This window comes from Variovorax atrisoli (assembly GCF_014195185.1).
Taxonomy (GTDB): domain Bacteria; phylum Pseudomonadota; class Gammaproteobacteria; order Burkholderiales; family Burkholderiaceae_C; genus Variovorax; species Variovorax atrisoli.
Window position 1 is genome coordinate 648,195 of the sequence record NZ_JACIBG010000001.1, and the last position, 12,749, is coordinate 660,943.

Annotated in this window: 2 protein-coding genes; both read right to left on the reverse strand. The window is 71.0% G+C overall.

From position 1 onward, the window contains the following. Positions 1 to 2 precede the first annotated feature (2 nt). Entirely contained in the window at positions 3 to 5,006 is a 5,004-nt protein-coding gene (locus tag FHY06_RS03235) for a non-ribosomal peptide synthetase (RefSeq protein ID WP_184603333.1), read from the reverse strand. Further along, positions 5,003 to 12,436: a polyketide synthase gene (locus tag FHY06_RS03240; protein WP_184603335.1), complete on the reverse strand. Its 7,434-nt coding sequence runs from the start codon at positions 12,434 to 12,436 to the stop codon at positions 5,003 to 5,005. The genes FHY06_RS03235 and FHY06_RS03240 overlap by 4 nt, the downstream gene beginning before the upstream one ends. Between the last annotated feature and the right edge of the window lie 313 nt (positions 12,437 to 12,749).

Sequence of the window (12,749 nt, forward strand, 5' to 3'; positions counted from 1 at the left end):
CATCACCCCTTGCGCAGCCAGCCGCCGAGCGCGCCCAGCAGCCCGCCGCGGTGCTGCTGCGCGGCCGTGCCGGCGGCGAGTTCTGCGAGTTCGGAGGGCACGCCCTCGGCAGCGCCTCGCGGCGAGGCGGCGATCTGCCCGAGGTTCTCGAACAGGTAGCGGCGCGGCTCCACGCGATGGCCCAGCGCCTGCTGTGCCTGCTGCACCGCGCGCAGCACCAGCAGCGAGTCGCCGCCCAGGTCGAAGAAGTTGTCGCCCGCGCGGATGTCGGCCACGTCGATGCCGATCACCTCGGCCCAGATGCTGGCGAGCTGCGCCTGCTCCGGTTCGAGCTGGCTCTGCTTCGCTCTTGCCGCACCGCCGTTGCCGTCGATCGCTGCGCCGGGCGCGGCCGCCTTGGCGGGGTCGGCGGCGGCCATCTTGCGCAGGTAGGCGGCGCTGGTCGAGGTCTCGGGGTCGGTGATCCGCTCCAGCGTGGCGCCGGGTTCTTCTGCCACGCGGCGCAGCACTTCGAGATAGCGCTCGCGCAGCTGGGCGCCGGTCTCGCGCAGGTAGACGTCGGCGTTGTAGATCAGCGCGCCTTCCAGGCCGTGCGGCTTGTCCATCAGCCACACGCCGATGTCGTCGGTGGCGCCGTGTTGCATCACGTGCACCTGGCGGGTCTGCAGGCTGCCGACGCAGCGCGAGCGTTCGCGCGCGTCCTGGAACGAGAACATCGACTGGTAGGGCCCGGAGGTCTTGATCTGCCCCGCGTAGCCCGGCTCCTGCATCAGGCGCTCGAAGGGCACCTGCTGGTTGTTCATCATCGACAGCAGCTCCTGCTTCACGTAGCGCATGAAGGCCGGCAGCGTGAGCGAGCGGTCGATGGCGAGCGAGACCGGCAGCACGTTGTTGAAGAAGCCCATGACGTCTTCCGTCTCCGCCTGCTGGCGTCCGCGCACCGGGTTGGCGATGACGATGGCGTCGTTGCCGGTCACCTGCGCCATGGTCAGCGCGTAGACGCCGAAGGTCAGCATGCTCAGCGTCACGTCCATGTCGCGAGCGATCTCGCGCAGCCGCTGCGTGCTCTGCAGGTCGATGTGGATCCAATGCGCGCCGCCCTGGCCGCTCTTGCCGGCGCGCCGGGGCATGTCGGTCACCGGCGGGCGCACGGCCCTGGCGCCTTCGAGGCGGCCGCGCCAGAAGGCGAGCTGCTCCTCGCAGGCCGGGCCGTCGAGCCATTTCTCCAGCCACTCGGCGTAGTCGCCCTGGGTGGTGAAGAGCGCGGGCAGGTTGTGCGGGCGGCCGCGCTCTGCGGCGTCGTACAGCGCCGCCATCTCGCGCTGCATGAGGTCGAAGGACCAGCCGTCCCAGATCAGATGGTGCGGAACGAAGAGGAACACATGCTCGTCCTCGTCGAGCCGGAACAGCGCCGCGTGCATCATCGGCGCGCTGTGGATGTCGATGGGCCGGTCCGCCAGCTCCTGCATGCGCTCGGCCAGCTCGGCCTCGCGCTGGTCGGCGGGCAGGCTGCGCAGGTCGACCAGCGGCAGGGCGAATTCCGCTGACTGCGAAATCACCTGCACCGGCTTGCCGCTTTCGGCGTCGATGCCGATGTGGGTGCGCAGCGAGGGCTGGCGGCGGATGATTTCGCGCCACACCGCCTCGAAGCGCGCCGCATCGAGCTGCCCGGTGAGCCGCTGCGCTGACGGCGCGTTGTAGACCGAGCGGCCCGGATGCAGCTGCTCCATGAAGCGGATGCGCTCCTGCGCCATGGTCAGCGGCGCGGTGGTGCGCCCGATGCTGCGGCCGATCGGTGCCTGCAGGCCGACGCCCGAGCCCTGCAGCGCCTGGATGGAGGCTGCCAGCTTCTCGGCCGTGGGCGACTCGAAGAGAGTGCGCAGCGGCACCGTCACCTGGAACTCGCGGCTCAGCAGCGTGGTCAGGCGCGCCGCCAGCAGCGAATGGCCGCCCATGGTGAAGAAGTCGTCGTGCATGTCCAGCCCGGGCAGGCTCAGCACCTTCTCCATCAGCGCGAGCACCTTGCGCTCGTGCTCGTTGCACGGGGCCGCACCGCGGCGCACCTCGTCGCGCGCCACTGCCTGCGGAGGCGGAAGCGCGACGCGGTCGATCTTGCCGTTGGCCAGCTTGGGCAGCACGTCCATCGTCACCACGTGCTGCGGCAGCATGAAGGCCGGCAGGTGCTTGCGCAGGTGCACCATCAGCGTCTCGAGGTCGAAGCCCGCGCCCTGCTTGAGCGCGAGGTAGGCCACCAGGCGCACGTCGCCGGGGTTGTCCTCGCGGGCGATCACCACCGCGCGCGAGACGCCCTCGACCTCGCAGCAGCGCACCTCGATCTCGCCGGGCTCGATGCGGTAGCCGCGCACCTTCACCTGGAAGTCCAGCCGCCCGAGGTGGTCGAGCAGGCCGTCGTTGCGCCAGCGGCCGCGGTCGCCGGAGCGGTATATCTTCTTGGGCGTGCCGAAGATGCGCACCGTGACGAAGCGCTCGGCCGTCAGCTCGGGGCGGTCGATGTATCCCAGCGACACGCCTTCGCCCGCGATGCAGATCTCGCCCGGCACGCCGATGGGGCAGGGCTGCAGGTCGGCGTCGAGGATCCAGATCTCGGTGTTGTCCACCGGCCTGCCGATGGCGACACCGCGCGAGGCGATCTCTTCCGGGCGCACATGCCAGGCGGTGGAATACACCGTGGTCTCGGTCGGGCCGTAGCCGTTCCACAGGCCTTCCATGCGTTCGCACAGCGCCAGGGCCATGCTCGGGCGCAGCGCCTCGCCGCCGGTCCAGCCGCGGAAGCCCGGCGCACCGCCGGCCCACTGGGCATCGAGCAGCAGCTGCCACATGCCGGGCGTGGCCTGCAGCAGGGTGATCTGCTCCTCGTCGAGCGCGCGCGACAGGCGGGTGCCGTCCATCGCGACCTCGCGCTTGACGATCACCAGCTCGGCGCCCGCCGCCAGCGGCAGCAGCAGGTCGGGCACCGCCATGTCGAAGGACAGGGTGGTGACGGCCGCGATGCGGTCGTGCGGCCCGACGTTGGATTCGCGCTGCATCCACTGCAGCAGGTGCGCCACGCCCCGGTGATGGGCGATGACGCCCTTGGGCAGGCCCGTCGAGCCCGAGGTGTAGATGATGTACGAGGCGTCTTCGGGGCCCGGGTCGTCCGCGCTCGGCGGCAGCGGCTCGCCGGAGAGCTGGTGCCAGTTCTCGCGGTCGATCTCGAAGATGCGCGCGCCCGCGTCGGCGCGCCAGTCGCGCGGTGCGACAGCGATGTCCGACGAGGTCAGCATCAGGCTGAGGCCCGCGTCGGTGGCGTAGTGGTCGAGCCGGGCCTGCGGGAAGGCGGTGTCCAGCGGCACGTAGGAGGCCCCTGCCTTGAGCACGCCCAGCATCGCGATCACCATCTCCAGGCTGCGCTCCACGCAAAGCCCCACGCGCTGGCCGCGGCCCACGCCGCGTGCGCGCAGGGCGCGTGCGAGGCGGTTGGAAAGCGCGTCGAGCTCGCCGTAGCTGCAGGTCCTGGCGCCGTCGCGCACCGCGGGGCTGTCGGGCTGCATCGGCACGCGCGCGAGGAAGCCCGCATGCGCCAGGGGCGCGCCGACCAGCGGAACGCGCGCCGGCTGCAGCGCGATCAGGTCGCGCGCGGCATCGGCCGACAGCACCTCCAGCCGGCCGACGGTCTCGTCGGGCTTGTGCGAGGCCGACAGCAGCACGCACTCGAACATGTCGAGCCAGCGCAGAACGCTCACCTCGTCGAACAGGTCGGTGTTGTACTGGACCTCGACCATCAGGCCGCCTTCGTGCGGGCGCAGGTTGGCGAAGAGCTCGAAGTTCTCGTAGCGGCGGGCGATGGTGTCCTGCACCACGTCCAGCGTGGTGAAGGCCTGCGCGCTGCTGGCCACGTCGGGGTCGACGTTGAAGGCCACGCTCACCAGCGGCAGCCGGCTCGGGTCGCGCTCCAGAGAGAGCTGGCCCAGCAGCGCGCCATAGGTGAGCGCCTGGTGGTCGAAGGCGTCGAGCACGGCGGTGTTGCACTCGTCCATCAGCGCATCGAAGCGCATGCCCGCGTGCGCGGCGATGCGCAGCGGCAGCAGGTTCACGCAATGCCCGACCAGGCCCGGCATGTCGTGCGCGAGCTGGCCCGAGGCCGGGATGCCGACCACGATGTCGTCCTGGCCGGAAAGACGGTGCAGCGTCGCCACGAAGCCGCTGAGCAGGCCGGTGAAGAGGCTGATTCCGGCCTTGGTGCTGGCCGATCGCACCGCGGCGACCAGCCGCTTGTCGAGCAGCCGCTCGGCACGGCGCGAATTGAAGGTGCGCGCGGCCGGGCGCGGGCGGTCCAGCGGCAGGTCGAGCACCGGCAGCGGGCTGCCGGGGAAGCGGCCCAGCCAGTAGTCGATGTGCGCCTGCATGTCGGGGTGCGCGGCGGCAGCGGCTTCCTCGGCGGCGAAGTCGGAGAAGAGCGGCGCGGCCTTGAGCTTCAGGCCCGTGCCGGTCTCCTCGGCGTACAGATGGCCCAGCTGCTCGGTGATGACCGCCCAAGACCAGCCGTCGCACACCACGTGGTGCGCCGACATCACCAGTTCGTGCTCGGTTTCGCCGAGGCGGTAGAGCGCGGCGCGGAAGAGCGGACCGTGCTCCAGCGAGAACGGCGTGCACACGGCTTCGTCGTGCGCATCGCGCAGCGCCAGCGCACGGGCATCGGGCGCGAGGCCGGCCAGGTCGTGCTCTGCCATCGGGTTGCCGCCCGGGTGGCTCACCAGCATGCAGGTGCCGTCGGGCGAGATGGTGGAGCGCAGGGCCTGATGGCGTTCCAGCAGCCGGGCCATGGAGCGCGCCAGCGCGTCGTGGTCGAGTTCGCCGCGCAGGCGCAGCACCACCGACTCGTTGTAGGCCATCGAGGCCTCGGGGCTCAGCGTCGCGCCGAGCCAGACTTCGCGCTGCGATTCCGTGGTCGGGATGATGCACTCCACGGCACCGCCGCTCGCGGCGGGCTTGAGAACGGCGTTCATGCTGCGACCTTTCCGTTGACGTGTTGCTGGCTGGCGGCGGCCGCGTCGGGCACGTACCAGAAGGGCTGGCCGTCGATGTCGCGGGCCAGTACGGAGCCTTCCTCGGCGGGCTTGTGCAGGTCGAAGCCGGTGAGGGGCACTGCGCGGCGCGGCAGGAAGCCGGATTCCTGCATCTCGGCGACCGATTCCTTGAAGGCGCGCTGGATGAAGGCGATGTCCTCGGCGCTGTGGGCGCTCGTGAGGAAGCAGGGGAAGTTGTCCAGGATGTGGACCCCGCGGCTGCGCATCATGGCGAACAGCAGGTCCTGCAGCGGATGGTCTTCGAGCCAGCTCACGCGCCACAGCGACGAGAAATGCCGGACCTCGATGGGCGCGCCCACCTCCTTGCACCAGCCCGAAAGCTCGGCCGCCATGGCGGTGGTGCTGGCGTTGAGCCCCGACTGCAGCGCGGGCCCGGCTTCCTTCAGGTGATCGAGCGAAGCCTTCGCCGCCGCGAGCGCGAGCGGATGGCGCACGAAGGTGCCGGCGAAGTAGGTCACGCCCACGCCGGGAATGGAGTCGTCGCCGTACTGCCAGGCGCCGCCGTCGAGCGCGTCCATGAACTCGCGCTTGCCCGCGATCACGCCCACCGGGAAGCCGCCGCCGATGACCTTGCCGTAGGTGGCCAGGTCGGCGCGCACGCCGAAGAACTCCTGCGCGCCGCCCAGCGCTGTGCGGAATCCGGTGATGACCTCGTCGAAGATCAGGCAGCAGCCGTTCTTCGCGGTGATTTCGCGCAACTCGTGCAGGAACTCGCGCGGCTGGAAGTCGGGCCGGCGGCTCTGCACCGGCTCGGCCACCACCGCGGCCAGGTCGCCCGCGTTCTCGCGGATGAACTCCAGCGCCTCGGGCGTGCCGTAGTCGAGCACGCGGATGTCGCCGAACATGCCGCTCATCACGCCCGGCGCGGCCGACAGGCCCTTGCCGGCCTTGCCGGCGCGCACCAGCACTTCGTCGAAGGTGCCGTGGTAGGAGCCGGTGAACACCACCACCGTGCTGCGGCCGGTGACGGTGCGCGCGATGCGCAGCGCCGCCATCACCGCCTCGGAGCCGGTGTTGCACAGGCCCGCGCGGTCGTTGCCGGTGAGTTCGCACACCAGCGCCGTCACTTCGGCGGCCAGCGGGTGCTGCGGCCCGATCTCGTAGCCCGCGTCGAGCTGCCGGCGCACGGCGTCGAGCACGAAGTCGGGCTGCCAGCCGAACATGTTCATGCCGAAGCCGTTGAGCGCGTCGACGTACTCGTTGCCGTCGAGGTCCCACATCTTCGAACCCTTGGAGCGCTCGATGACGATCTGGTAGGTGATCTCCTTCGTGATCGGCCTGAAGCCGTTGACCACGCGCGGATCGGCCATGTGCGGGCGGTTCGCCTCGGTGAATTCCTTGCTCTTGCGCGTGCGCTCCACGTAGCGGCGGATGAAGGCCGCCAGCCGCGCCTTCTGTCGGCCGCTGGGCTCGGCGGTGCGCTGGGTGTGGATGCGGGCGATGGCGCCGAAGGCCTTGCTCACGTCGTAGCGCACGGGCTGCGCGGGCTCGTCGGCGGCAGCGGCGGCAACGACAGGGGCGGGCGCGGCTGCCGGTGCAACCGCCGCGGGGGCGGAAACGGCCTGCACCGGCGCCACGGCCTGCAGCGTCACCAGCGGCGCTGCGGCGGCGGCGCCCGACAGCAGCGCGAGATGCTGGCGCATCAATTCCATCTGCTGCGAAATCAGCTGGGGCAGATGGGCGTCGCCCATGGCGGCGCTGCCTTGCACGGGCATATAGACCGGCATCGGCGCCGGCATCGGCTGCTGCACGGCCGCCTGCATGACGGAGACCGCGGTTTCGACTGGCGCGCTCGCCGCCGGAGCCATCGGGGCGGCGGGGGCCGGCGCCGCCTCGGGCGGCAGGCTCTCGCGCAGGAAGGCCGAGAGCGCGTCGAAGCTGCGGTAGTTCTCCATCAGCTGGCGGAAGCTCACGCCGACCTTGAAGTGCTTCTTGATCTGCGTGGCCGCCTGCGTGAGCGTGAGCGAGTCGAGGCCCAGTTCGCCGAAGGGCGCCTGTCCCTCGGCCTGGGCCATGTCGAGGCCGGAGATGTCTTCGAACAGGGCGCGCAGGCGAGCGTCGATGGGCGATGCGGCTGGCGGAGGAAGCGGCGAGGGCGTAGCGGCGGTCACGATCGGCTCCAGGGAAATGGGTGGGACGACGACGGCGGCGACGGGCGCAGCCGCAATGGACGAAACGACGGGAGAAGCGGCGGGACTGGCGGCGGGCGCAGGGACAGGGGCCGGGGCGATGTCGACCCAGCAGCGCTTGCGCTCGAAAGGCGTGGTCGGCAGGCGCACGCGCTGCGCGCCGGCACGGGCGGTCAGGCGCGAGAGCTCGACCTCGGCACCGCGGGCCCACAGGCGCGCGAGTGCCAGTCGAAGGGTGCGTGCCTCGTCGGCATCGGCGCCGGGCTCCAGGTGCAGCAGCGCAGCGACGCTGTCCGCCTTGGCACCGTGCTGGCGTGCCAGCGTGGCGAGCGTGTTGCGCGGGCCGGCCTCGACGAAGAGCGGGTTCTGCAGCTGCGCCATCGCGCTGCGCAGGGCCGGCGAGAAACGCACCGTGCCGCGCAGGTGCCGGGCCCAGTAGGCCGGGCTGGTGGCGTCGGCGTCTTCGAGCGGCTGGCCGGTGAGCGTCGAGAAGATCGGGATCTGCGGCGCGCGCAGCGCCACCCTGGCCACCAGCGCCTCGAAGGGCGCGACGGCCGGTTCCATCATGGCCGAGTGGAAGGCATGCGAGGTCTGCAGCGCGCGGCAGGCAATGCCGTCGGCCTCCAGCGCGACCTGCAGCGCGGCGATTTCCTCGAAGGGGCCGGCGGCCACGCAGGCCGTGGGGCCGTTGTCGGCGGCGAGCGAAAGACCGGACCCGAGCCGGCCGGCGAGATCGGCCGCGCCCATGCGCACCGACAGCATCGCGCCCGCGGGCTGCGCCTGCATGAGCGCGCCGCGGCGGGCGACCAGCCGGGCGGCATCCTCGATCCGCATCACGCCGGCGATGACGGCCGCGACGAACTCGCCCACGCTGTGGCCGACCAGCGCATGCGGACGAGCGCCCAGTGCCAGGAGTCGGCGGGCGAGTGCGTATTCGAGCGTGAAGATCGCGGGCTGCGTGGCGGCCGTGGGTGCCAGCGCCTGCGGGTCGTCGCTGAACATGCGCTCGCGCAGGTCGAAGTCCGTGGCGCCGGCGAAGGCTTCCATGCAGTCGTCGAAGGCTGCGGCGAACACCGGGTCGTTCGCATGGAGGTTGCGGCCCATGCCGGCGTATTGCGCGCCCTGGCCGGGGAACATCAGCACCAGCTGCCGTGCGCGCGAGGCCGCGCGGCCGCTGGCGGCGCGGGGCGACGCGGCATCGCGCAGCGCGGCGATGGCTTCGGCAGTGCCGCCGGCCACCACGGCGCGGCGGAAGGCGTGGGCCTTGCGGCCGACCGAGAGGGTGTGGGCCACGTCGGCCAGGGGAAGAGAGGGATGGCTTTCCAGGTGTGCGGCGAGCTGGCCGGCGGCGACGTCGAGCGCCGCCTCGGAGCGGGCCGAGAGCAGCAGCACCTGGTCGCCCGAGGCCGGCGGCGAGGCGGGCCGCGGCGGCGCTTCCTCGACGATGACGTGCGCATTGGTGCCGCCCACGCCGAAGGAGCTGACCCCCGCGCGGCGCGGCTGCTGCGTGCGCGGCCACTGCTGCAGGCTCGCGGTGACGTGGAAAGGCGTGCGCGCGAAATCGATCGCCGGGTTCGGCGCGCTGAAGTGCACGGTCGGCGGGATCTGCTCGTGGTGCAGCGCCAGCGCCGTCTTGATGAGGCCTGCCGCACCCGCCGCCGTGACCATGTGGCCCACGTTGCTCTTGAGCGAGCCCAGCGTGCAGAAGTCCAGCGCGTCGGTGTGCTCGGCGTAGGCGCAAGCCAGTGCCTCGACTTCCACCGGGTCGCCCATCGGCGTGGCGGTGCCGTGCGCTTCCACGTACGAGATGCTGCGCGCGTCCACGTCGGCTGCCGCCAGCGCGGCGCGGATGACGGCCGCCTGGCCGTCGACGCTGGGCGCGGTGAAGCTGGCCTTGGCGCCGCCGTCGTTGTTCACGCAGGCGCTGCGCAGCACGGCGTAGATGGTGTCGCCGTCGGCCTGCGCGTCGGCCAGCCGCTTGAGCAGCACCACCGCGGCGCCGTCGCTGAAGACCGTGCCCTGCGCCTGCGCGTCGAAGCTGCGCGTGTGGCCGTCGGGCGAGAGCATCGAGCCCTCGTTGTAGAGATAGCCGCTGCGCGGCGGGCAGGTGACCGAGGCGCCGCCGGCCAGCGCCATGTAGCACTGGCCCGTGCGCAGCGCATGGAACGCATGGGCCACCGCCACCAGCGAGGTCGAGCAGGCGGTGTGCACGCTGACGGCCGGGCCGGTGAGGTTGAGCCGGTTCGCCACCCGGGTGGTGATGTAGTCCTTCTCGTTGGCCAGCATCACCTGGAACTCGCCCACCGGCTCCACCAGGTCGGGCCGCGTGCTCACGTGGCGCTGGAAGTAGGTCGCGTTGTACATGCCGGCGTACACGCCCACCGGGCCCGGCGCGGCGTCGGGCACGTAGCCGGCGCGCTCCAGCGCCTCCCAGCAGATCTCGAGGAACACGCGCTGCTGCGGGTCCATGAGCTGCGCTTCCTTCGGGCTGATGCCGAAGAAGGCGGCGTCGAAGTCCTCGATGCCGTCGATCACGCCGCGGGCGCGCACGTAGGCCGGGTCGCTGCGCAGCGCCTCGGAGATGCCTGCGTCGAGCGTGGCGTCGTCGAAGAAGCTGATGGTGTCGCGCCCGGCGACGAGGTTGTCCCAGAACTGCTCCACGTCGGCCGCGCCGGGAAAGCGCCCGGCCGTGGCGATCAGCGCGACGGCGTCTTCGAGATGGGTGGCCGCTGCGGTCGGTCGATCCTTGAAACCGGCCGCAGCGGCCTCGGCGGGCTGTTCGTCCGCCGGGTGCATCCGCGCCCCCATCGCTTTTGGTGTGGGATTGCGGAAGAAAAGGTTGGCCGACAGCGGCACCGCCGAGTCCTGCCGCAGGTCGGCCAGCACCTGCAGCACGAGCAGCGAGTCGCCGCCGAGGTCGAAGAAGTTGTCGTTGCGCCCGACCTTCGCAATGCGCAGCGCACGCGCGAACGCATCGCAGACACGCTGCTCGAAGGCGTCGCGCGCCTCCTCGAAGGGCTGGGCGAGGTCGGGGCGCTCGCCCGCCGGCTCGGGCAGCGCCCTGCGGTCGAGCTTGCCGTTGGAGGTGACCGGCAGCTGGGCGAGCCACACCTGCGCCGACGGCACCATCGCCGTGGGCAGCCGGTCTGCCAGATGGGCGCGCAGGGCCTCCCAGGAAGGCCGCTGTTCCGCAGAGCGCGAAACCAGATAGGCGACCAGGCGCAACTGCCCGTTTCCGTCGGGCCGGGCGACCACGGCGCACGACTGGACGCCCGGGTGCGCGAGGATCGCGGCCTCGACTTCGCCCGTCTCGATGCGGTGGCCGTGGATCTTCACCTGGCCGTCGCGGCGGCCGATGAATTCGATGGTGCCGTCGGGCAGCCAGCGCGCGAGGTCGCCGGTACGGTAGAGCCGCTCGCCGGGTGCGCCGAAGGGGTCCTGCACGAAGCGCTCGGCGCTGAGCCCGGGTTGCCGCAGGTAGCCGCGCGCCAGCCCGTGGCCGCCGATGCAGAGCTCGCCCACGAAGCCGGTCGGCAGCAGCGCCATCGACGGGCTCAGCACGCGCAGCACGGTGTTCTTGATCGGCCGGCCGAGCGGAATGGAGCGCAGCCCCTCGGCCAGCGGCGCGGCGATGCGGTGCGTGGCCGCGAAGGTGGTGCACTCGGTGGGACCGTAGCCGTTGCTCAGGGTGAGCTGCGGCAGTGCGGCAAGCGCGCGCCGCACGTGCGGCACGGAAAGTGCCTCGCCGCCGGTGAACAGGTGGCGCAGGCCGGCGAGGTGCACCGGGTCGTCGTCGATCACCGCGTTGAAGAGCGCCGCCGTGAGCCATGCGGTGTGCACGCCGTGGCGCTCGATGGTGCGAGCCAGGCCCGCGCCGGTGGGCACGCGCTCGTCGTGGATGACGCAGCAGCCGCCGTTGAGCAGAGGGCCCCAGATCTCGAGCGTGGCTGCATCGAAGCCCAGCGGCGCCGCGTGCAGCATCGCAAGGCCCGGGGCGAGGTCGACGTAGTCCACGTCCACCACCAGCCGCAGGATCGAGCGATGGCAGATCTCGATGCCCTTGGGCGTGCCCGTGGAGCCCGAGGTGTACATGACGTAGGCCACCGATTCGGCGTCGATGGCCGGTGGATTCAAGAAACCACGGTTCTGCTTGTCTTCAATCTCGTCGACCAGAAAAACGGCTTGACCGGGCGGAACCAGATGCCGCAGCTCCTGCGTGGTGAGCACCTGGTGCGCGCCGGCTTCCGCAAGCATGTAGGCGATGCGGTCGGCCGGGTAGTCCGTGGGCACCGGCACGTAGGCGGCGCCGGCCTTGAGGATGCCGAGCTGCGCGACGATGGCCGGCATCGAGCGCTCCAGCAGCATGCCCACGCCGTCGCCCGGCTGCACGCCCAGGCTCTGCAGGCGCTGCGCGAGGTCGCTGGAGCGGCGGTCGAGCTCGCCGTAGCTCATCGTCGCGTCGCCCTGCGCGAGGGCGATGGCGTCGGGCGCCGTCTCCACCTGGCGCGCGAACACGGCCGGCACGGTCAGGGCCGCGTCCACCGGCGCGAGGGCGGTGTTCCAGGCGTCGAGCTGGTCGGCGCGGTCGGCTTGCGGCTGGGTGCGGATGTCGCCGATGGCGGCGTCGGGGCGATCGAACAGGTCCTGGGCCGTGTCGACGAGGGCGGCGAGCAGCTGGTCGATGTCGGCAGCATCCATCAGGCTTTCGGCCGCATCCATATGAAGAGTGGCGGTCGCCGCGTCGAAGCGCAGGCGCACCGGGGCGTCTGCGCTTTCCGATTCTTCCCGCAGCCACAGCGAAGGGGCGGCTGCTGCTTGCTGCGCCGGCTCAGTGGTATTGCGGCGGCTGGCATCCACGACGGCCAGCCACGCGTCGGCGGAACTGGCCGCGTCGAACGACACGGCGACCGGGGCGCGACCCGGCTCGTGCAGCACAGGCTGCGCGATGCCGAGCCAGCGCGACTGCAGCAGCAGCCAGGCGGCTGCGAAGAGGGTGTCGGGAAGCTGGTCGCCGTCTGCATGCCGGCGCGTCCAGTCACCGGCGAGACGGGAGGACAGGGCTACCGCGCCGGCGCGGCGGCCGACGGGGCCTTTCGAATTGGATCGCAGCGCGAAAAGGCCTTCCAGAGAAGGCTCTGGAGTTGCCTGGGCCGGCTGCGAAACAGTTTGAATTTCCACGTAAATATCCCGAAAGAAATAGCGCGAAAGCGTCCGTGCCATTGGAAAATCCATTGGCATCAATTGAAAGAACAGGAGGTGGTCCGTGCTTTTTCGTGACTTCATCCTAGGGTGTTTGCTGATGCCGTTGTGTTAACTTAAGGCCCTAGTTACAACTGGATAAAGTTATTTCGCATACGTACTACCCGAACCGTCCAGTACGAGGTAACTGATGCGCCGTTTGGAGTGAAAAGGTCGTTCGCCGACCCGTCCGAACCGGCTCCGAAGCGCGGTAGAAGCGAGGTACTCAGGGGGAGATTCGAGGGGATTTCGGGTGAAAGCGCGGTCGGCGCCTGTGTTGGGAGCGACCCCGGCG

Excerpts from the sequence above, each read along its gene's own strand:
- FHY06_RS03235 (WP_184603333.1), bottom strand. The coding sequence starts at position 5,006 with ATGAACGCCGTTCTCAAGCCCGCCGCGAGCGGCGGTGCCGTGGAGTGC.
- FHY06_RS03240 (WP_184603335.1), bottom strand. The coding sequence starts at position 12,436 with ATGGCACGGACGCTTTCGCGCTATTTCTTTCGGGATATTTACGTGGAA.